15 protein-coding genes are annotated in these 20,464 nt (G+C 67.2%); 11 read left to right on the top strand and 4 right to left on the bottom strand.

Annotated features, from left to right (window positions below; translation table 11 throughout):
- Positions 1-5: 5 nt before the first annotated feature.
- Positions 6-443 (bottom strand): hypothetical protein, encoded by a 438-nt coding sequence (locus ACLJRL_RS26140; RefSeq protein ID WP_410658913.1) that lies wholly within the window; start codon positions 441-443, stop codon positions 6-8.
- A gap of 620 nt (positions 444-1,063) precedes the next feature.
- On the opposite strand from ACLJRL_RS26140, the gene ACLJRL_RS26135 reads away from it, so the two are divergent.
- The 3 genes from ACLJRL_RS26135 (at position 1,064) to ACLJRL_RS26125 (ending at position 8,562) form a co-directional block, all read left to right on the top strand.
- The gene (locus ACLJRL_RS26135) at positions 1,064-1,657 is read left to right on the top strand and encodes a hypothetical protein (RefSeq protein ID WP_410658912.1); all 594 of its coding nucleotides are present in this window, start codon (positions 1,064-1,066) and stop codon (positions 1,655-1,657) included.
- Positions 1,658-1,738: 81 nt separating this feature from the next.
- Positions 1,739-3,685 carry a flotillin family protein gene (locus tag ACLJRL_RS26130; protein ID WP_410658911.1) on the top strand — a complete coding sequence of 649 codons (1,947 nt, stop codon included), beginning with the start codon at positions 1,739-1,741 and terminating at the stop codon, positions 3,683-3,685.
- Positions 3,686-3,702: 17 nt separating this feature from the next.
- Complete coding sequence (locus tag ACLJRL_RS26125; protein ID WP_410658910.1) at positions 3,703-8,562, top strand: DNA repair ATPase; 4,860 nt, start codon at positions 3,703-3,705, stop codon at positions 8,560-8,562.
- 3 nt (positions 8,563-8,565) lie between these two features.
- On the opposite strand, the gene ACLJRL_RS26120 is transcribed toward ACLJRL_RS26125, so the two are convergent.
- The gene (locus ACLJRL_RS26120) at positions 8,566-9,495 is read right to left on the bottom strand and encodes a helix-turn-helix domain-containing protein (RefSeq protein WP_410658909.1); all 930 of its coding nucleotides are present in this window, start codon (positions 9,493-9,495) and stop codon (positions 8,566-8,568) included.
- A 184-nt stretch (positions 9,496-9,679) separates the two neighbouring features.
- Between ACLJRL_RS26120 and ACLJRL_RS26115 the strand changes: the two genes are divergently transcribed.
- Positions 9,680-10,885 (top strand): cytochrome P450, encoded by a 1,206-nt coding sequence (locus ACLJRL_RS26115; protein ID WP_410658908.1) that lies wholly within the window; start codon positions 9,680-9,682, stop codon positions 10,883-10,885.
- A gap of 5 nt (positions 10,886-10,890) precedes the next feature.
- Complete coding sequence (locus ACLJRL_RS26110) at positions 10,891-11,070, top strand: ferredoxin (RefSeq protein WP_410658907.1); 180 nt, start codon at positions 10,891-10,893, stop codon at positions 11,068-11,070.
- A 40-nt stretch (positions 11,071-11,110) separates the two neighbouring features.
- On the opposite strand, the gene ACLJRL_RS26105 is transcribed toward ACLJRL_RS26110, so the two are convergent.
- Positions 11,111-11,662, bottom strand: coding sequence for a snapalysin family zinc-dependent metalloprotease (locus ACLJRL_RS26105; protein WP_410658906.1), 552 nt, complete (start codon positions 11,660-11,662; stop codon positions 11,111-11,113).
- A 192-nt stretch (positions 11,663-11,854) separates the two neighbouring features.
- Here ACLJRL_RS26105 and ACLJRL_RS26100 point away from each other — a divergent pair, with 192 nt between their 5' ends.
- The 6 genes from ACLJRL_RS26100 to ACLJRL_RS26075 all read left to right on the top strand — a co-directional run bounded on the left by ACLJRL_RS26100 (position 11,855) and on the right by ACLJRL_RS26075 (position 18,752).
- A complete protein-coding gene (locus tag ACLJRL_RS26100) occupies positions 11,855-14,485 on the top strand; it encodes a P-loop NTPase fold protein (protein ID WP_410658905.1) in 2,631 nt (876 codons plus the stop codon).
- Between the two features lie 36 nt (positions 14,486-14,521).
- Positions 14,522-16,282 (top strand): substrate-binding domain-containing protein, encoded by a 1,761-nt coding sequence (locus tag ACLJRL_RS26095; protein WP_410658904.1) that lies wholly within the window; start codon positions 14,522-14,524, stop codon positions 16,280-16,282.
- Between the two features lies 1 nt (position 16,283).
- The gene (locus ACLJRL_RS26090; RefSeq protein WP_410658903.1) at positions 16,284-16,796 is read left to right on the top strand and encodes a hypothetical protein; all 513 of its coding nucleotides are present in this window, start codon (positions 16,284-16,286) and stop codon (positions 16,794-16,796) included.
- A gap of 50 nt (positions 16,797-16,846) precedes the next feature.
- Entirely contained in the window at positions 16,847-17,212 is a 366-nt protein-coding gene (locus ACLJRL_RS26085) for a hypothetical protein (protein ID WP_410658902.1), read from the top strand.
- Between the two features lie 29 nt (positions 17,213-17,241).
- Entirely contained in the window at positions 17,242-17,943 is a 702-nt protein-coding gene (locus ACLJRL_RS26080; RefSeq protein ID WP_410658901.1) for a Crp/Fnr family transcriptional regulator, read from the top strand.
- Between the two features lie 119 nt (positions 17,944-18,062).
- Positions 18,063-18,752 carry a hypothetical protein gene (locus ACLJRL_RS26075; RefSeq protein ID WP_410658900.1) on the top strand — a complete coding sequence of 230 codons (690 nt, stop codon included), beginning with the start codon at positions 18,063-18,065 and terminating at the stop codon, positions 18,750-18,752.
- A 235-nt stretch (positions 18,753-18,987) separates the two neighbouring features.
- Here the strand turns inward: ACLJRL_RS26075 and ACLJRL_RS26070 are convergent, their stop codons facing one another.
- Complete coding sequence (locus ACLJRL_RS26070) at positions 18,988-20,427, bottom strand: DUF1996 domain-containing protein (RefSeq protein WP_410658899.1); 1,440 nt, start codon at positions 20,425-20,427, stop codon at positions 18,988-18,990.
- Positions 20,428-20,464: the final 37 nt, after the last annotated feature.

Here is a 20,464-nt window from a genome sequence, read left to right as displayed (position 1 = left end):
TCGGCTCAGTGAGAGCCGGTGTAGTACCGGCACGCCTTGCAGGCGTACCGCATTTTGGCCACACGCCACCGTTTCCGGTAGGCCTCGAGATGTCCCGGTCGTGGCGGATGCACGCCCAGTCTTCGGTGGCGACGGATCCGTCGCCCCGTTTCGAAGAGTTCGGTCGCCAGTCCGAGATAGGCGCGTCTGAGTGCGATGCCGGCGTTCTGGTTCAGGTCGTCGCGGCAGAATCGGTGCAGGAGGGCGAGATCCGGGAGTCCCGGGGTGGTCGCGCCGGGGAGGTGTTCGACGACGCCGAGTCCCGGATGTCCGGGGGGAAGGGAGAATCTCGCCGGAAGTCCACAATGGATGCAGGTGAGCGTGCAGCTCAGACATCGGGTGACGTGCCGGATCCGCCGTTCGCGCTGATCCCCGTCGATCACCTCGCGAACGTGCCACCCCATGGAGCCTCCCAAGACCGTGGTGTGTCCTGTGTCACTCTCAATACTGGAGAGTAGGGGTCGGCTCGATGGCGCGACAGGGCCAACCGGATGGCTTCGGCACGGCCAAGAGGCGTAACCCTCCGCGTCCGCACCGCGCAACCAGAGGACTAAACGCGTGGGCACCCGGCACGCACGGTGGCCGCGAAAGGCGCCATTAGAGGACTAAACGCGTGACTGGAAGGACGGCGCGCGTGTCCAGACGGACGACGCGGAGCGCGGGACCGCACTCGCGTGATCAGAGACGGATCTCACGTGATCAGACGCCGTACACACGAGTGCGGCATCCACTCACGTGTGTTCCGTGCTTGATCACGTGAGTCACGCCTTCGGCCCAGGGGTGCCGCGAAAGCCACTTTCGGGGCGTCAGATGCCCGGAAAGTGGCCTTCGCGGCGCGGCCCGGGTGCGGGAAAGGCGCCATTAGAGGACTAAACGCGTGACTCCCTCACGAGGGACCGAAGATCCACAAGGGACTCCGCACGCTTCCGCACACCGTGACCCACTCGTAGCCGAAAACCGCACGCCCGGGGTCACGCGCTGGTTATAGTCCTGCCTCGGGGTATCGGGGGAGGGAACGACGGCGATGGGCGGGTTCGTCACCGCGGCTCTGGGGTTTCCGGCCGTGCTCTTCAGCTTTCTGCTGATCGTGGTGATCGGCTATTGGCTGCTGGCACTGTTCGGCGCCGTGGACATCGACGACGCCGTCGGATTCGACGGGGGCGAGGGGCTCCTGGCCGGCTTCGGCGGGGTCCCACTGTCCCTTTCGCTCTCTTTGCTGATCGCATTCACCTGGTTCGTCAGCCTGGCAGGGACGGTTCTTCTCGATGACATGGAGCTTTCGGCACCGTCGCGGCTCGGGCTCGGTGCCGGCGTGGTCGTCGTCGCACTCGTGCTCGGCACACTCGGGACGCGGGTGATCGTGGTGCCACTACGTCGCGTTTTCGGTCCCGCGAAGGAACCGAGCAGGCGGGATTTCGTCGGCCGCCCCGCGGTCATCCGCACCTCGTCCGTGACGCACGACTTCGGCCAGGCCGAAGTCACCGCCGTCGACGGTTCGTCGGCGATCGTCGATGTTCGTCAGGCGGGGCAAGGCAACCTCGGCGCGGGTAGCCGCGTAGTTCTCTATGACTACGACTCCGAAGGTGAATTCTTCTGGGTCGAGTCCTTGGACATCTGAAAGTAGAAAAGGAACAGTATGGGTGCCATCAGCGTGGGGGCCGGCGTTCTGATCGCCGTGGTAGTTGTCATCCTCCTTGTTTTGCTCTTCATCATCAGCAGGCTGTTCAAAAAGGTGCCGCAGGGCAAGGCGTTGATCATCTCGAAGGTCCGCCGGGTCGACGTCACCTTCACCGGCGCGATCGTGATGCCGGTGCTGCACAAGGCCGAGATCATGGACACTTCGGTCAAGGCGATGGAAATCACCCGCACCGGGCGGGAAGGCCTGATCTGCCGCGACAACATCCGCGCGGACATCCGGATCTCGTTCTTCGTGCGGGTCAACAAGACCGTCGAAGACGTGATCAAGGTCGCGCAGGCGATCGGCACCGAACGCGCGAGCGACGAGGCGACGCTGCAGGAACTGTTCAACGCGAAGTTCTCCGAGGCGTTGAAGACCGTCGGCAAGCAGCTCGACTTCGTGGATCTCTACACCAAGCGCCACGAGTTCCGTGACCAGATCATCCGGGTCATCGGCACCGACCTCAACGGGTACAGCCTCGAAGACGCGGCGATCGACTACCTCGAGCAGACACCGATGTCACAGCTCGACTCGGCGAACATCCTCGACGCGCAGGGTATCCGCAAGATCACCGAGCTGACCGCGATCGAGCACGTGCGCACCAACGAGTTCCGCCGTGGCGAGGAAAAAGAGATCACCCGCCAGAACGTGGACGCCAAGGAGGCGATCCTCGAACTGGAGCGGCGCCAGGCCGACGCCGAGATCAAGCAGCGCCGCGAGGTCGAGACCATGCGGGCGCGCGAAGAGGCCGAGATCGCCAAGGTGCAGGCGGAGGAGCGGCTCAAGTCGCAGGCCGCGCAGCTGCGCACCGACGAGCATCTCGGTATCCAGCATCAGAACCAGCAGCGTGAGATCGAGGTCGCGGGCAAGAACCGCGAGCGCGTCATCGCCATCGAGAGCGAGCGCATCGAGAAGGACAGGCTGCTGGAGGTCATCGGCCGCGAGCGCGAGACCGAGCTTTCCCGGATCTCGAAGGACAAGGAAGTCGAGACCGAGAAGCGGTCCATCGCCGAGGTGATCCGTGAGCGGATCGCGGTCGAGAAGACGGTGGCGGAGCAGGAAGAGATCATCAAGAAGCTCCGCGTCGTCGAAGAGGCGCAGCGCCAGAGCGAGGCCATCATCATCCGGGCCGAGGCGCAGGCGCAGGAGAGCCTGGTCAAGGACATCAAGGCGGCCGAGGCCGCCGAGGCGGCGTCGAAGCACAAGGCCCGCGAGGAACTGACGCTGGCCGAGGCGCGCCAGCAGGCCGCCGAGCTGGAGACCCGGGCGAAGATCCGCCTGGCGGAAGGCATCCAGGCCGAGGAGGCCGCCATCGGCCTGGCCGCGGCGCAGGTCAGAGAACGCGACGCCGTCGCGCTGGAGAAGGTCGGCCGCGCCGAGACGATCGTCGAACGCGAGAGGGCGATCGTGATCGCCGACGCGTTGCGCGACAAGCTCACGGGCGAGGCCGAGGGCCTCACCGCGAAAGCCGCCGCAATGGCCTCTCTCGACGCCGCCAGCCGTCAGCACGAGGAGTACCGCCTGCGACTGGAGGCGGAGAAGGAGATCCGGCTCGCCGCGCTCAACGTGCAGCGCGAGGTCGCCGAGGCGCAGGCCACGGTCCTCGGGATCGGGCTGGAGAAGGCCGACATCGACATCGTCGGCGGCGAGACGATGTTCTTCGAGAAGATCATCGGATCGATCGGGCTCGGCAAGAGCGTGGACGGGTTCGTCGAGAACTCGGACGTCGTCCAGACGCTCGCGAAGCCGTGGCTCGACGGTTCGGGCAGCTTCACCGACGACCTCACCAAACTGATCGGCGCGGTGAGCACCGACGACGTGAAGAACCTGACGCTGTCGGCCTTCCTGGCCAAGCAGATGCAGGCGGGCGGCCCGGACAGCGACAAGCTGCGTGAGCTGCTGACCATGGCGCAGCGGCTCGGCCTCGCCGAGACGTCGGTCGCCGCCCTCGCCCCCGCGAAGCAGTGACGGCGACCGAACCGGCGGTGGGAACGGAGCTGGACGCGGGCACCTACGAGGTGCTCCGCGCCCGGCTCGCCGCACAGGCCGCCGAACTGGCGAAACGCGCGGACGAGCTCAACGCGGCGCGTCTCGGCGTGTTCGGCAGCGCGCAGCTCGCCCTGATCGGTACGGAGCGGATCCGCACCGCGAACAACTGCGTACCGCGTGACGTCGTCTCGGTCGGCGGGCGGATGTTGTTCGGCTACAACGTCTTCATCGGGCTCAAACCCGAGACGACGGTCGACGACGTCTTCTCGCTGCACGGTTTCAGTCATGACGAGAACGCCTTCCGCTTCGACGACGTGCCCGCCGAGGAGGTGCCCGGGCTGCTGCGTGACGAGCAGTTCGTCCGCGATTTCGCCGAGCTGTACCGGTACTACCGGCAGGCGAAGCTGCTGCAGCTGCGGCGCGTGGAGGGCAAGCTGCTCGCGGTGTTCCAGATCGGTCCCCGGACCGAGGACATCCGGGTGCTGCGCTGGGGGATCGCCGCCGACGGCAAATTGTCCTATGTGGACAGTCGGGGCGAGCGTGACCACGTCTTCCCGCCGTCGCACGACTTCGAGTGGATCGAGACCACCCGTGAGCACCATGTTCTCGGGAGGCACCCGCATATCTCGATCGAGGACGACGTGTTCGTCGAGACCGTCGGCGGCAACCTGACGATCAAGATCGAGAACAACACCGAAACCGGGGAGGGCGTCTACGCCGAACCGGTCGAGGAGCCGCTGCAGAGCTTGGCAGACGCCGACGTCTCCTATGCCAGGATCGGTCCGCTGATCCTGCTGCGGGTGCTGCCGTACAAGGAGACCGAGTACCGGTATCTGGTGTTCAACACCCGCACGCGGGACGTGGTGCGCCTCGACGGGATCGGCCAGGCATGCCAGCGGCTGCCCGAGGATCACGGCATCATCTTCCCCGGCGGTTACTACCTCGACACGGGGATCAGCAAGACCTTCGACACCACTGTGGACGGTCTCGAATTCGAGCGCGTGATCCGCTCGCCCAACGGGGAGGACGTGCTCTACGTCTTCCACGCGCGGGCCGACGGACGCTCGCTTCTCCTGCCGTACAACGTGATCCGCAAAGCGGTCTCGAACCCGATCCCGTGCCACGGGTACTCGCTGTTCGACGACGGCACGATGGTGCTGTTCCGGGCGATGTCCGACGAACCGAGCCGCGTGCACCCGATGCAGGTGTGGCGGACGCCGTTCCAGTCGGACACCTATGCCGCGTCACAGCCGGCCGGGACCGGGCCGCTGGAGCGGGTCGGCAACGCCGATCTGGTCCGCGGGATCTCTGACAGTCTGTCGATCAGCCGGATGGTCGAGGACATGGCGCCGTCGGCGGCGGTGTTCGAGGCGCTGATCGCCGCGTGCGCACGGGTCTTCGACCACTACCACTGGCTCGGCGAGACCGAACTCGGTGATCTGCGTTCGCCGCTGTCGGACGTCCGCGTCACCGCCGAGCAGGTGCTCGACGAGTTCGAGACGGTCACGTCGCTCACCACGCAGGCGGCCGAAGCCGTCGACGAGGCCGCGGCCGAGATCGCTTCGCTGGTGCGGAGGGTGCGGGGCGAGGCGCTGAACGCGGCCGACGCCTGGGTGCGCCGGCTCGCCGAAATGCACCGCGCACGAGGACATCTGGTCACCGTGCGGGAACTGCGGTATGTCGACACCGGCCGCGTGGACAAGCTGATCGCCGATCTCGACACGGAATTCGGTGAGGCCGCGCAACGGGCCGTGCGGTTCCTGCAGGGCGAGGACGCGTTCACGAGCTACCACGCCGAAGTCGACAGGCTGATCGCCGCCGCGGGCACGATCTCGACCGTCGCCGAGGCGGTCCCGGTCGCCGAGCAGCTGGACGAACAGTCCGGCGGGCTCGAAGTCCTCACCGACGTCGTCGGCGGGCTGGAGATCGCGGACGCCGTGGTGCGGACCAAGATCCTCGAACGCGTCGGCGAGGTGATCGGCGGGGTCAACCGGGCCAGGGCCACCCTCGACGCGCGTCGCAAGGAACTGCTGGAAACCGAGGGGCGGGCGGAGTTCGCCGCCGAGTTCGCGCTGCTCGCGCAGGCGATCACCGGTGGGCTCGCGGTCGCGGACACCCCGGACCGCTGCGACGAGCAGCTGGGCCGATTGCTGCTGCAGCTGGAAAACCTCGAATCGCGCTTCGGCGAGTTCGACGACTTCCTGACCGCACTGGGTGAGAAGCGCACCGACGTCTACGAGGCGTTCTCCTCGCGCAAGCAGGCGCTGCTCGACGAGCGGGCACGTCGTGCGGATCGGCTGGTCGATTCGGCCGAGCGGATCCTCGCGAGCGTGACGCGCCGGGTCGGCACCCTCGGCTCGGTCGACGAGATCAACACGTACTTCGCTTCCGACCCGATGGTCTCGAAGCTGCGCAGTGTCGTCGCCGAACTGCGCCAGCTGGGCGACCAGGTGCGGGCCGAAGAACTCGAAGGCCGGGTGAAGGCCGCCCGTCAGGAGGCGGGCCGGGCGCTGCGGGACAGGCTCGACCTCTACGGCGAGGGCGGGGAGACGATCCGCCTGGGCCGCAACACTTTCGCGGTCAACACCCAGGACATCGACCTCACCCTGGTGCCGCACGACGGCGGGATGAAGTTCGCGATCACCGGGACCGACTACCGCTCGCCCGTGCGGGACGAGGCGTTCGAGGCGACGCGGCCGTACTGGGACCAGTTGCTGGTCTCGGAGTCGCCGGAGGTCTACCGCGCCGAGTACCTCGCGACGTCGATCCTGCTCGACCAGCCGGAACTGCGAGAGGACGGCCTGCTCGAGATCGTCCGGCGCGTCGCGGGGGACCGGTACGACGAGGGTTACGCGCGCGGGGTGCACGATCACGACGCCACCGCGATCCTGTCCGCGTTGCTGCGCCTGCGTTCCGCGGCCGGATTGCTGCGCTACCCGCCCGCCGCCCGGGCGGCCGCCCAGCTGTTCTGGGCGTTCGGCGCGGAAGAAGCGGCGAAGTCCGCGTGGACGACGCGGGCCGCGTCACTCGCGCGGGTGCGGGAGGCGTTCGGTCACACCACCGCGATCGACGCGCTGGCAAGGGAATTCACCGAGTCGATCGCCGCTTTCGCCGAGCACGCGGCACTCGCGCTGGACCTCGAATTCGCCGGCGAGTACCTGTTCGAGGAGCTGGCCGACCCGTCGCCGGGGTTCGTCACCAGTGGCGGCGCGCGGATGTTGCTCGACAAGTTCCGGCTGGACCGCCGGAGTTTCGCCGAGGACCTGCGTTCGCTCGACGATCTCGCCGACCGTCACCAGCTCGCCGAGGCCTGGCTGAAGTCCTTTGTGGACGCATCGAAACTGCCTGGCGACGAGCTGGCGGAGGCTGTCGCGATCGAGCTGGCCGATCTGCCAAGGTACGATTCTTCGGCGGAACTTTCGGCCACTGTGGACGGTCTGCTCGGCGCGCATCCGCGCATCGCCGAGCGGTCGATCACCCTCCGGCTCGACGAGACCCTCGCCAGGACGCACCGGTTCCGGCGCGACCGGGTACCGGGTTTCCGGGCGTATCAGCGGCTGCGCAACGAACTGGTCGCCGCCGAACGGGATCGGCTGCGGCTGTCCGAGTACAAGCCCAAGGTGATGAGCGCGTTCGTGCGCAACAGGCTGCTCGACGAGGTCTACCTGCCGTTGATCGGCGACAACCTCGCCAAGCAGCTCGGCGCGACCGGCGACGCCCGGCGCACCGACCAGTCCGGCCTGCTGCTGCTCATTTCCCCGCCGGGCTACGGTAAGACGACGCTCATGGAGTACGTCGCGAGCCGGCTCGGCCTGGTGTTCGTCAAGGTGAACGGGCCCGCGCTCGGGCATGACGTCACCTCGGTCGACCCGGCGGACGCGCCCAACGCGACCGCGCGCCAGGAGGTCGAGAAGATCTCGTTCGCGCTGGAGCAGGGCAACAACGTGCTGCTCTACCTCGACGACATCCAGCACACCTCGCCCGAACTGCTGCAGAAGTTCATCTCGCTGTGCGACGCGCAGCGGCGGATGGAAGGCGTGTGGGAGGGCCGTACGCGGACCTATGACCTGCGCGGCAAGCGGTTCGCGGTCTGCATGGCGGGTAACCCGTACACCGAGCAGGGCAAGCGGTTCCGGATCCCGGACATGCTCGCCAACCGCGCGGACGTGTGGAACCTCGGCGATGTGCTGTCCGGTAAGGACGAGCTGTTCGCGCTGAGCTACATCGAGAACTCGCTCACGTCGAACCCGGTGCTGGCACCGCTGGTCTCCCGTGAACGGTCCGATGTGGACGTTCTGGTGCGGCTGGCCCGCGGCGACGGTTCGGTCCGGACGGATCAGCTGAAGCACGCGTACTCGGCGACGGAACTGGAGCAGATCCTCGGCGTGCTGCGGAAACTGGGCCGGCTGCAGCGGATGGTGCTGAAGAACAACAAGGCCTACATCGCTTCGGCGGCGCAGGCGGACGCGTCCCGGGTCGAACCGCCGTTCCAGCTGCAGGGTTCCTACCGGAACATGAACAAGCTCGCGGGCCGGATCGTCCCGGCGATGAACGACGCCGAACTGGAAGCGCTGATCGACGACCATTACGCCGGTGAGGCGCAGACGCTGACCTCGGGTGCCGAGGCCAACCTGCTCAAACTGGCCGAACTGCGCGGACGGCTCAGTGAGGAGCAGGCGCGGCGGTGGGCCGACGTCAAGGCCGCTTACCTGCGGTCGCAGGCGCTCGGCGGGGACGACGAGGATCCGATGCGCCGCGCTGTCGGCGCCGTGGGTCTGCTGGCCGACCGGGTCGGTGCCGTCGAGGCGGCGATCGAACGGGCTTCGGAGCGGCTGGTCATCCGCGAGGTCACCTGACCCTCACGCGCATTCCGGTCCGAGCGCGGCCAGCTGTGCCGGAGTGAGCCGGTCCGTCAGCGGGACAGCACGATATGTCCCGTCCTCGACGGCCACGGTGACCGGACCGGCGACGTGCGGATGCTCGACGACGACCTGCACCGCGTCGAGCACCCGCTCAGCGGGCCAGCCCAAGGCGGCCGAAAGCGCCCCGAGGTCGAGTGTCCGTCCGGCGTGCAGGAGCGCGGCGAGCATGGTCAGCGCGTCGGCGACGAACACCGCGACGCGGTCGTCCAGCATGATTTCGTTGATACGCGCGTGGAATCGGGCGAGGTCGTCCATACGGGCGCCGGCGGGCGTCGACGTGCCGAGGACCTCGGCGCCCCGCCGGGCTATCTTGACCCACTCCTGATTCGAACGGACGCTCTCGGCCCACACCCGTTGCGGCATCTCTTCGTCGACGACGTATCGTTCCCGCCGCCCGTCCCGTTCCCGTTTGAGCATCGCCTGCGTTTCGAGATAGCCGACGGCGTTCGAGATCGACGCCGGGCTGACCTGGAGCCGCTGGGCGAGTTCGGCGGCGGTGTGAATGCCGTTGTCGCTGACGGCCAGGCAGGCGAGCACTCGCGACACCATCCGCGGCAGCCCGGTCGCCACCAGCATCTCCGCGAACCCGGTTTCGAAGGCGCGCACGGCCTCCGGGTCCCGCCCGTACCCGTTCGCGATGGTGGGTGCGACCCGTGACAGTGGTTTGCGGCGGCGCGCCCGCTCGCCGGTGACCCGGCTCGCTTCGTCGGCGCGGTAACCGGAATGCCCGCTGTTGCGCGCGACCTCGCGGCTGATCGTCGACGTCGGGCGCCCGAGCCGCCGGGCGATCTCGGCGTATCCGAGGTCGTCCTTGAGCCACGTCGCGATCAGCCGCCGTTCCTCTGGCGTCAGCCTGCCACCCGGCATGGGACACCTCCTTTGCGTTCACCCTCAGGTCAGTGCAACGAAGCGTTGCGTTCATCGACAAGACCGTTGCAACGATTTCGGAAATCTACCAGCTGATACCAGGAAAGACCCAGAGTCGAGCTTTGAGCGATTGATAAATGCAACGTAGCCTTCGGTCATGGCTGAAGAACTGGGAGGACCAGCTATGACGAAGTCCGTTCCCCATCTCGCGGAACTGCCCACCGAACGGCCCGCGGGCTGTCCGTTCGATCCGCCCGCCGAACTCGGCCCGCTGCGAGACGAGCACCCGCTCGTCCGGCTGACGTACCCCGGCGGCCACGAAGGCTGGCTCGCGACGGGACACACGATCGTCCGGTACATCGTCGCGGATCCCCGTTTCAGCGCACGGCAGGAGCTGATGCACTCGCCGCTGCCGGGCGCGGCCGCGATGGCGGGGGAGCTGCCGCCCGCGCCGCCGGGGATGTTCATCAAGATGGACGAACCCGAGCACGGTCGCTACCGCAAGCTGCTCACCGGCAAGTTCACCGTCCGCCGGATGCGGCTGCTCACCGAACGGGTCGAGCAGGTGACCGCGGAGTACCTCGACGCCATGGAGCGGCAGGGGTCGCCGTCCGATCTGGTGACGGCGTTCGCGCAGCCCATTCCGGCGCTGATGATCTGCGAACTGCTCGGTGTCCCCTATGTCGACCACGAGTTCTTCCGCGACAACGTCGCTCCGTTGAACAGGCCGGACGCCTCGCTGGCTGAGCAGGAAGCCGCCATCAACGCCCTCGGGGAGTACCTCTACAAGCTCGTCGTGGCCAAACGAGCCGAGCCGACCGACGACATCCTCGGTGAGCTGACCACCACGGAACTCACCGACGAAGAGCTCACCAGCATCGCGTTCCTCTTGCTGGGGGCCGGTTTGGACACCACGGCCAACATGCTGGCGCTGGGCACCTTCGCGTTGCTGCAGCATCCGGACCAGCTCGAAAGCCTGCGCCAGGACCCGGAGAGTGTCGAAGGGGCGGTCGAAGAACTTCTGCGCTACCTGAGCATCACGCACACCGGTGTGCGCACCGCGCTCGAAGACGTCGAGATCGGCGGACAGGTCGTCAAGGCGGGGGAGTCGGTCGCGCTTTCGGTGATGGCCGCCAACCGCGACCCGCTGAAGTTCCCCGACCCCGACCGGCTCGATCTCAGCCGGAACGCCGCCGGGCACGCGTCCTTCGGGCACGGCGTCCACCAGTGCCTCGGCCAGCAACTCGCGCGGGTACAGATGACGGTCGCGTTCACCGGCCTGCTGACCCGGTTCCCGGGGCTGCGCCTGGCCGTTCCGGCCGATGAGGTCCCGCTGCGGACGGACTCCGACATCTACGGGGTGCACGCGCTCCCGGTGGCCTGGGACTGAGCACGATGAAACTCGAAGTCGACCGCGAACGCTGTGTGGGTGCCGGGAACTGCGTGCTGACCGCGCCCGAGGTGTTCGATCAGGACGAGGAGGACGGCCGGGTCCGGTTGCTGGACGCGGAACCGGCCGAAGCGGGGGACGCCGTGCAACTGTGCCCGGCCGCGGCGATCACGGCGGTGGGCTGACCGGCTAGGGGGTGCCGGGCGGGCACCCCCTAGCTCGGGATCAGCCGACGTCCACCAGGACCTTGCCGGTGTCGGCGGTACGGACGGCGGTGCCGGCGTAGTTCTGCTGGACCCTGGACTTCTCCTGGGCGTTGGGGTTCGGGTTGGTGCAGCTGACCCCGCCGGTGGAGCCGGACATCAGCGACGAGCACGGCCCGGGCTTCACGTCGGGCAGGCCGAGGCTGTGGCCGAGTTCGTGGGCCGCGATCCGGATCGTGTTGTAGCCCTGCTGGACGGCCTGCCTGCCCATCCACACGGTGACCGTGCCGCTCGGGCGGACCGGCCCGAGGGTGGCGCGCGGCCAGCCGTTGTCGGCGATGACCCGGATGTTGACCCGCTGCCCCGCGGTCGCCTTCACGAGGCGGACATTGGTGACCTGGGTGTTCCACACGTTGACGCCCGAAGCCACCGCGGACTTGAATTCCGCGGCCTGGCTGTCGTCGTAGGTCAGGGTGGTCGCCATGATCTCGGCGGCACCGGCGGTGGGCGCCGAAAGCACCGAGATGGAGAGCGCGGCGCCGGTGAGCACCGCGGCGAAAGTACGTCGAAGCACGTTGAACTCCTCGCGTTAAGGCGTGCTGGAATTTCGAAGCAGTGTCGACACTTTGTGCTGGCGGGAGGAATTCTCCGAGTAGTCCTCCGTTGCCTCCGCGTGATGTTAGGACCTGTCAAGCTCGTCGCGGAACCCGCCGATAGTCGCCTGTCGTTAACCATGATCTTGACGCGCCCGGAAGACTGTGCAGCTATGACGATGGCGCGTTTCACCGGACACGAAGAACCCATCCTCGCCGTCGCCGTGTACGGAAACCGGCTGGTCACCGGTGGTGCGGACAAGACGGTGCGGGTATGGGACCTGGAGACCGGCGCGCAACGGTTCGCCTTGAGCGGGCACGATCGGCCGGTGCTGGCGGTGGGCATCTCGGGTCAGTACGTGGCCGGTTGCGATGGGGCGACGGTGCGGCACTGGCGGCTCGCCGGTGGCGAGGCTCATCCCCCGGAGATTCAGACCACCAAACGGACTCTCACGGTCGCGGTGGCGAAGGACTTCGCCGTATCAGGCGCGGGAAGCACCGTCGAGGTCCGAAGGCTGGACGGCGTGACGGTGCGCGGCCTCCGTACCGGCGGCCCGGAGATCGAATCCGTCGCGGTGACCCCCGACGGCCGGGTCGTGGTCGCGGGCGACGACACCGGCGGCGTACGGCTGTGGGACAAGGAAGTCGTCTCCCACTACCGATTCGGCGGCGTGGGCACGGTCCACGTGGTCGCGGTTTCGCCCGACGGCGCGCGGGTGCTCTCCGGTGAGGGCGAGACGGTCCGGTTGTGGGGCCGCACCGGAGATCCGGCCCTCGTCTTCCCCGGGCACGACGGGGTCGTGCGGGCCCTGGCCTTCAGCCCGGACGGCAAGCTGGTGCTCTCCGGCGGTTCCGGCGGCGATATCCACGTCCGCGACATCGACGACCCGACCGAGCACACCCTCCTCAAGGGGCACACGGGAAACGTCCGCGCGATCGCCTGCACGGCGGGCAACGAGAAGATCATCTCGGTGGGGGACGACCGCACGATCCGGGTGTGGGACCGCTTCGGCAACCAGATCGACGGCACCGGTTTCGTCGAACCCAAACCGGGCAAGGCCCGCCCGCGGATCACGCCCGACGTCGAAAGCGCGGTCGACCTGATCGGCTTCCAGGACGACGTGCGCACCCTCGCCGCGGTCATCGCCGACCGCGAGACCAGCCCGCCGCTGTGCATCGCCCTGCTGGGCCCCTGGGGCTCCGGAAAGTCGAGTTTCGTGCGGCAGGTGGCGGACCGGGTGGCCGAACTGGCCCGGCGTTCACGCGGGGGTGCCGTCACCAGCGTGTTCGCCGGTGAGATCCGGCAGATCCGGTTCAACGCCTGGCAGTACCACGACGACCATCTGTGGGTCGGGCTGGTGGATCACCTGTTCCGGAACCTGGGCGCACCCGAGACGCACGCGGACGCCGGCGAGGTCCGTGCCGAACGTGAGGAGCTGCGGACCCGGCTCGCGAGCCTGCGGGCCATCAAGGCGGATTCCCCGCTCAGCTGGCGCTGGCGGCTGCTGGTTTCCGGCGTGGACCGGGCCGAACGCCGGCGGCGGCGGCTCGCCGTCGCGGGCTACGCGGTGTCGGGCGTGCTCGGCATCGCCGCGACGATCATCGGATGGGCGTGGTGGCACAACGCGATCCTCGCCGCCGCGGGTGCCATCGTCGCGCTCGGCGCCGTGCTGACCCCGGCGCTCACCACCGCCAGATCCGCCCTCGCCCCCGTCAAGTCCACATTGGACAAGCTGCGGTACGACGTCGAAAAACGGGCGGAACGGTTCGAGACCGAGGTCCGGGAGACCGAGGAACGGCTCCGGCGACTGGACGCGGCCACCCGGCTCGGTGATCTGATCGAAGAGGCGAAGACCGGCAGATATGGGGACTACCAAGGGGTTTTCGCCCGAGTCCGGGAAGACCTCGCGGACCTGAGCGCCGATCTCCTCGCCGCGCAGAAGGACTGGCGGCTGGCAGGCGCCAAGGGAGAGCCGCCGCTGGAACGGATCGTGCTCTACATCGACGACCTCGACCGCTGCCCGCCGTCGAAGGTGATCGAGGTGCTCGCCGCCGTGCACCTGCTGCTGGCCCTGCCCGCGTTCGTCGTGGTGGTGGCGGTCGATCCGAGATGGTTGCGGCGATGCCTCGACCAGCACCACGAGGAGCTGTTCGGGGCCGGGGAAGCACGACGGGACGAATACCTCGACAAGATCTTCCAGATCGTGTTCGCGTTGCGCCCCATGGGAACCGCGGCCGACGACCTGATCGACGTCCTGATGCCGATCGAAGGCGGGAAACCGGTCTCGCCCGGTTACGAAGAATGGCCGGAGGACGGGGAAATCTCCGAGCGCGGCGAAAGCGGCGAGCCGGTGGAGGTCATCGTCGAGGACAAGACCCCGCCGACGTTCTACAACATGCGGCCGGATCGGTTGCGGCTCACCGAGGTCGAACGCGACTTCGTCCACGTGCTGCGGAAACGGCTGAACACGCCGCGGGAGATCCGGAAACTGGTCAATCTCTACCGGCTCGTGCGCATCGGCATTCCCGATGCCGAACTGACGCGCTTCGTCGGCGGCCCCTATCGGGCGGTACTCGTGCTTTTGACGCTGCTGGTGTCCGATCCGGTGGCCGCACGAGCGACCTTCACCGCGCTTTCCGCCGGGGAATCCTTGACCGGCGCTTTTCCACCTGAATGGCGGCTAGACGTCGAATCCTTCGATGATCTACAGGTCTATCGGAATTGGGTGGGCACCCTCGCCCGCTTCAGTTTCGAAACCTGCGACCTGGTGACCGAGGAGGCGGAACCGGGAATCACCTTGTAGCTACACTTGGCCGCTACAACGGCTAGGGGGCGGCGCATGCGGAGATCAGGCTGGCTTTCGCTCGCCTTCGGGGCGTTCGTCGGGGCGCTGGTGATCGTCCTGCTCGCGACCACGGTCTCCGCGCCGTCGAACGCGTCAAGGACCGACTGCGTCCGGCTGGTCGCCAGTTCTTCCACGGAGAAGGGCGACCTGATCCACGCACTGGCCGAGCGGTACAACGACACCGGCCGGACGTTCGACGGCGGCCGGTGCGCGAAGGTCGAGGCGTTCAAGAAGACCTCGGGCGCCGCGCTCGACCTCATCGCCGACGGCTGGAACGACATCGACGAGCAGCACCCCGAACCCCAGGTCTGGCTGCCGAGTTCGTCGCTCTGGCTCGATCTGCTCCGCCAGCGCGGCAAAGGTGACCTGATCAAGACCGGCCCGAAGACCTCGCTCGCGACGAGCCCGATGGTCATCGCGATGCCGGAGCCGATGGCCAGGGCACTGGGCTGGCCCGAGAAGGACATCGGCTGGCGCGAGGTGCTCGAGGTGAACCAGAACGGTGGCTGGGCCGCCAAACCCGGGGCGAACGCCCAGTGGGGGAACTTCACCTTGGGCAAGGACAATCCACACCGGTCGACCTCGGGGCTCGCCGCGACCATCGCGACCTACTTCGCGGCGACCGGCGGTGACTACGGCAAGATCGAGACGGCCGACGCCGTGCAGTTCGTCCGTGGCATCGAGGCTTCGGTCGCCTACTACAGCGACGATTCGGTGGCCTTCCTGAAGACTCTGTACGAAGAGGACCAGAAGAAGCCCACGCCCTACATCAGCGCGATGGCGATGCAGGAGCAGATGGTCTATCTGTACAACCACGGCGCGCCGACAGGGGATCCGAAGCAACTGCAGGACAAGCCCGTCGGGCTGAAACGGCCGCTCGTCGCCGTCCACCCGCGCGAGGGGACGATGCTGATCGACCATCCCATCCTGACCACCGCCAAGGCGACGCCGGAACAGCAGGCCGCGGCCAAGGACTTCGCCGATTTCCTGCGGGAAACCAAGCAGCAGGACAGCTTTCGTGATCTCGGCTTCCGCGATCCGGAGGGCCGCGCCGCTCAGAAACTGGCCGAGGGCGTGAAGGCCAAGGGAACCGGTGAACCCCAGCGCATCGGGACACCCACCGGTGAGCAGATCCAGAAGATGCTCGACGGCTGGGAGTACACGCAGCGCCGCGGCCGGATCCTGCTGGTGCTGGACCTGTCCGGATCGATGAAGGAACCGTTCGACAAGAACCGCAAGGACAAGCCTTACTCCGAGCGCCGGATCGACCTGCTGAAACCCGCGATCCGGAAGCAGCTCGAGTATCTGCATCCCGAAGACGAGGTCGGTCTGTGGACGTTCTCGTCGGACGGACCGGAGGAAAAGATGCCGATCGGCAAGGTGAAGGACGTCCGGGGCCCGATGGCCGACCTGGTCGACAATCTGGTACCGCAAGGGGAGACGGCGCTCTACAGATCCGTGGTGGAGGCCAACGACAAGATGCGGCGGGAGTTCGATTCGAACCTCATCAACGCCGTCGTCTTCCTGACCGACGGCGAGAACACCGCGGCCGGGACCACCAAGGAGCAGGTGCTGCAGAACGTCGACGCCGAGCGACTGGACAACTCCGTCCGGATCTTCACCATGGCCTACGGCGCGCAGGCGGACAGCCGCGTGCTCGACGAGATCGCGCAGAAGTCCAAGGCGCGCAGCTACAAGGCCGTCGATCCACAGGGCATCGACAAGATGTTCGTCAACGTCTTCAGTAACTTCTGACATGGCCGCTCCCGACAACCGCCCGTTCCACGTCGTGGCCGGAGTGCTCGCGCTCATCGCCGTCCTGATCGGGCACGCGGTGACCTTGCCGCATCCGCAGGCCTGGCTTTTCGGCGCCGCCGCGGGTTTCGCCGTGCTGGTCCCGGCCGAAGTCGCGTTCTTCGTGGTGAGCGGCAAACGGCCGGCGAAGGTGAGAGAGTTCCGCGCGCCGGAGCCCGCGGCCGTCTACGACCACTACAGCCTGCTCGGGCGGGCCTTGACGGCCATCGAAAACGTGCAGCCAGGCGAGATGGAGCTTTCGAAGGCCATCCGGCGAGCGGTGACGCGACTCGAAGAACGGGCGGGCGAGAACGCGCCTGCGGTCGTCGAGCTGCGGGTGACGGTGAAGCAGACCACTGAGAAGCTGGAGCGACACGCGCGGGACGAGAACCCGGATCCGGTGATGCTCGTCGAGCGGATGAGCCTGTACCGAGAAGTGCTCGAAGACGCGATCGAGGCGGCCGAACCACGCTGAGTGTTCGGTGCCGAACAGACTACGGCCGTGCGTCATGCTGATCTGGCACCATGCCGTTGATCGGGCGCCGCGTTGTCGAGGGCGTGGAACATGTGGTCGTACCGGTGGAGCACCGGTTCAGCCTGGAGGAGGCCGTGCTGGCGGTGATGGCCGCCAAAAGCACCGTACGGCCGAGCCCGGGGATGAAAGTCGCTCCGCTGAAGGTGTCGGAGGTGCGTTCCGCGCTGCTCTACGCGGCGAAGCACGCCGACAGGCGACATCAGATCGTGGACAGTTATTTCGTCGAGGTCGAAGACGGACCGTTGCACAGGCTGGCCGAGTGGATCAGGTCCGAGCTGGTCCGACTGGGCATCTTCACCATGTATGACGGTTCCGCCGCTGGATCGGGTGGCCGATTCGATTACTCTCCGCGATAGGTGTTGACGACTGCCTGGGAGGGTGATTCGTGGGTTCGGGCCCGGAGGCCGCCGAAGAGCGAGAGCGTCCATTCCTGGAGCGGCTGGACGAACCCGTCCGCGCGCGGCTCCTCGAAATGGGCACGCCGCAGACCTATGAGAGCAGACAGGCACTGATGAGGTCCGGCGAACCCGGCGACTTCGTCATGCTGCTGCGGCACGGCTATGTGAAGGTGACCAGCGCCGACCGGATGGGCGCGACGGTGATCCTCGACGTCGGGGTGCCCGGCGATCTGCACGGTGAGATCGCGGTGATCGCCGGCGGGATCAGGATGGCCGACGTCGTCGCCATCGAAGAAGTCCACGTCAGACGCATCGCGGCGAGCGAGTTCAACCGGTTCCTGCTGGACTATCCGGTGGCGATGCGGGAAGTGCTCGTCAGTGTCGCCCGCCGGTTCGTGCTCGCGCAGCGGCAGCGGACACAGTCGTGGAAACCCCAGGCGGTGGCCCGGGTCGCGACCCGGCTGGATTACCTGGTCGACGTCTGCGGGATCCGGACGCCCGCCGGCTGGCGGATCGGGATCCCCTTGAGCCAGGACGAACTCGCCCAGTTCATCCCGATGGGCCGCACCATGGTCGCGCAGGCGCTGGACAAGCTCCGGAAGGCCGGTGTGGTGGTCAGTTCGCGCCGCGCGATCACGGTCATCGACCGTGACGCGTTGAGGGTGATCACGGAAAAAGGTGTGACTTAGCTCACTGGCGTTGAACATCGCGGGGTCAAGTTCTGTTCGGTTCCGAACAGAACTTCCAGTGAGGAGTGGGAACACTGCTTCTGCCCGCCAGTTTTCACCGATTCAGGGAGGGGTCGCAGATGCAGTTGCTGACCTCAGGTCATTACAACGCGCATACCCATGCCGTGCTCGCCGTCGACATCGTCGGTTCGTCGAAGGCCAGCGATGACCTGCTGGATCCGATGAAGACCGAGATGGAGACGCTGGTTTCCCGCTCGTTCAACGCCGTTGGGCTCGCGCCGGGGGAAGCACGCCACTTTCGTGAGACCGGGGACGGGCTCATGGTCGCGTATCCGGACCGCGCCGTCGGACAGCTCTGCGAGGTCGTGTTCCATCTGGACCATCTGCTGCGCTCCCGTAACCGCTACGCCCGTGTCCCGATGCGAGCGCGCGTGGCCGTCCACATGGGACCGATGGCGGACAACCACCGTTACCACCGCACGTACATCACGCTGACCCGGCTGCTGTGCGCGTCGACGTTCAACGACGCCGTCGGCTACTGGTGCCGTCTCGATCCGACCGGGGACAAGTTCGGCGCGGGAATGATCGTCTCGCAATCGGTGTGGCGCAACGTCGTCGAACCCTTCGGCGTCGCGTTGATCCCGCCGGCCCGGTGCGCCCGGCTGAGCGTGAACACCCCGGATTTCGCTGACAGCGCGTGGATTCATCTGCCCGGGTTGGACGCCGACGCGGTGCTGGCGGAGGTGAGCCCGGCGGTGCCGTCCGCCCTGGTGTTCGACCGAGTGAGCAGGTTGTCGACGACGGCCTAGCCCCGAGACCGGGCGGAGCGGCTTTTCGGGAGGGACAAGCCGCATCGCTCGCCGGTTTCTGGCCCGGTACCCCTACGCCGGGTCAGAAACCGGACCCCCGGCGCGGGGGGTGGGGGCGCGGGTCATCCCCGCCGCGCCCCCGCAGGTGTGTGTCATGAAAGGGTCTTTCGGGACGTTTCTTGTCCTGAAAGACCCTTTCATGACACTTCCGGGAGAGAGAGTCCCCCGTCAGCTCCTACTGGCGGCAACGCTTTCCGCTGTTGACGCACTTGACGAGCTGGTTCATCAGGCGCTGCGACATGACGTTCGCGAAGTCGTCATGGTCGGAGCGCGGGTTGTGCTTCTCCTGGTCGAACGCGTCGACCGCGTAGTGCCCGTCGATCTGGGCGTCCAGCGGGATGTTGTACACCAGCGTGATCCGCAGCTGTGGCACGTTCTTGAAGCCACGCGGGCATTTCCCGTTGCGGTCGGAGAACACGATATGCGTGCGGTGGTTGGCGCTGTCGGTGTTCTTCCCGTCCCAGCAGTTCGGGAACGCGTGGATCCGCGCGACCTTGCTGCCCTGCGGGCAGATCGGGTACAGCTCGGTGAGCCGGTCTTCGAAGCCGGTGCAGGTCCAGCTGGGCCGGGCGTTGGCCGGACCGTTGGTGGTCTGCTTGGCGTCGCCGTAGAGAACGCGCAGGAACTTCGGCATCGCGACGACGCGGCGGGCGCCACCGCTGGTGAAGGTCAGGTCCACCTTCTCGGGACGCTGGATCTCGCCCTCGTTGTCGCCGATCTCGTTGTTGTCGTCGGCGGGGGGCAGATCGGAGGCCTTGCCGTCGGACTTCTTCTTCTCGACATCGCCAGTGGCGTTGACGTTGCTGTTCTGGCCGCCATTGTCGAGGCCGCCCTGGCCGTTCTGCTTCACGGCGCACCCGGCGAGCTGGTCGTCGTTCTTCGCGACCGGCTTTCCCGCCTGCTTCATGGTCTCGCTGATCTTCTTGATCGACGGCTTCCTCTTGTTCTTCAGCTCGTCGAGCACCTGGCCGGCCTGTTTCCCTTGGGCCAGCTGGTTGTTCGCGTTGTCGGACTCCTGGTCGAGCTTGTCGAGGTTCTCGTCGACCGCGGGCATCGCCTGGTCGGGGACCTCGTCGAGTTCACTGACCACGTCGGGGCAGTCGACCTGGGCGGCGGCCTCGTCCTTGGCCGCGTTCGCCCGGTCGGCGGCGAGCTGCTCCTCGGCCGCCTTCTCGTTCGCTTCCGCTTCTTCCTCGTCGTTGATCCGGATGACCGGCCAGAAGTAGGCCGACTTGTCACCGTTCTTGCAGGTGGTTCCCGCGCGAGAGAGGCTCTTGTTGTTCGAATCCGCGTTGGTCGAAAGGTTTCCGACGTAGTCGTGCAGGTGCTGGGCTCCATTGCGGACGCCGGGCGCGGCGATGAAGTTGTCGCCGTTGAAGTGGCCGTTCTCGTTGCGGCCACAGTCGACGGTGAATGTCCCTCGGGCACCCCGCTTCGCGAGGTCGAGGTTGACGTTGTTGCCGCGGGGGACTTTCGCGATGTCGATGAAGAACGACTTGTCCGCGCCGTCGGCCCTGGCGGCGTCGGGGGTTCCGGTCGTGTTCACCACGACGAGCCCTCCGACGGCGAGAGACAGCGCGATCGCGCCGGTGGCGACCTTCGTGCGGCGAGCCATGCGGTGACGGCCAGCGGAGGATCTTTGGTTACGGGGC

The organism is Amycolatopsis sp. lyj-112 (assembly GCF_046549055.1).
Classification (GTDB): domain Bacteria; phylum Actinomycetota; class Actinomycetes; order Mycobacteriales; family Pseudonocardiaceae; genus Amycolatopsis.
Note: the sequence above shows the minus strand (reverse complement) of the source record. Positions and strands in the feature narration are given on the sequence as shown.

Coding starts and splice junctions, on each gene's coding strand:
- ACLJRL_RS26140 (WP_410658913.1), bottom strand. CDS start 443: ATGGGGTGGCACGTTCGCGAGGTGATCGACGGGGATCAGCGCGAACGG.
- ACLJRL_RS26135 (WP_410658912.1), top strand. CDS start 1,064: ATGGGCGGGTTCGTCACCGCGGCTCTGGGGTTTCCGGCCGTGCTCTTC.
- ACLJRL_RS26120 (WP_410658909.1), bottom strand. CDS start 9,495: ATGCCGGGTGGCAGGCTGACGCCAGAGGAACGGCGGCTGATCGCGACG.
- ACLJRL_RS26115 (WP_410658908.1), top strand. CDS start 9,680: ATGACGAAGTCCGTTCCCCATCTCGCGGAACTGCCCACCGAACGGCCC.
- ACLJRL_RS26110 (WP_410658907.1), top strand. CDS start 10,891: ATGAAACTCGAAGTCGACCGCGAACGCTGTGTGGGTGCCGGGAACTGC.
- ACLJRL_RS26100 (WP_410658905.1), top strand. CDS start 11,855: ATGACGATGGCGCGTTTCACCGGACACGAAGAACCCATCCTCGCCGTC.
- ACLJRL_RS26095 (WP_410658904.1), top strand. CDS start 14,522: ATGCGGAGATCAGGCTGGCTTTCGCTCGCCTTCGGGGCGTTCGTCGGG.
- ACLJRL_RS26090 (WP_410658903.1), top strand. CDS start 16,284: ATGGCCGCTCCCGACAACCGCCCGTTCCACGTCGTGGCCGGAGTGCTC.
- ACLJRL_RS26085 (WP_410658902.1), top strand. CDS start 16,847: ATGCCGTTGATCGGGCGCCGCGTTGTCGAGGGCGTGGAACATGTGGTC.
- ACLJRL_RS26075 (WP_410658900.1), top strand. CDS start 18,063: ATGCAGTTGCTGACCTCAGGTCATTACAACGCGCATACCCATGCCGTG.
- ACLJRL_RS26070 (WP_410658899.1), bottom strand. CDS start 20,427: ATGGCTCGCCGCACGAAGGTCGCCACCGGCGCGATCGCGCTGTCTCTC.